Origin of the sequence: Mycobacterium helveticum (assembly GCF_007714205.1) — a bacterium.
Lineage (GTDB): Bacteria > Actinomycetota > Actinomycetes > Mycobacteriales > Mycobacteriaceae > Mycobacterium > Mycobacterium helveticum.
Window position 1 is genome coordinate 1 of the sequence record NZ_VMQU01000401.1, and the last position, 266, is coordinate 266.

A 266-nucleotide genomic window follows, 5' to 3' on the forward strand; every position below is an offset into this window, starting at 1 on the left:
GCATCCACCCGACTCAAATCCGAGGACGCCAAATACCCGTACTCACCGGCACACGCACCCGCGAAAACCCCGGTCTGGCTGCGGCGCAGGGTATCCGCACGTATCCCGGCGTGCTCGAGGGCCTCGTGGGCCACCTCGAGCAGCAGCCGCTGCTGGGGATCCATCGTGGCGGCCTCACGCGGGGAGATCTCGAAGAACTCCGCGTCGAAACCCTCGATGTCGTCCAGGAACGCCCCGAAACGCGTCGTGCCGGCCAGCGCCGCCGC

The 266-nt window shown here is 68.4% G+C and carries 1 protein-coding gene; it reads right to left on the bottom strand.

Features of this window, described 5'->3' with window-relative positions; all coding sequences use genetic code 11:
• Positions 1-266 (bottom strand): beta-ketoacyl synthase N-terminal-like domain-containing protein (locus FPZ47_RS28095; protein WP_145039860.1); only part of this gene is annotated, 266 nt, incomplete at both ends.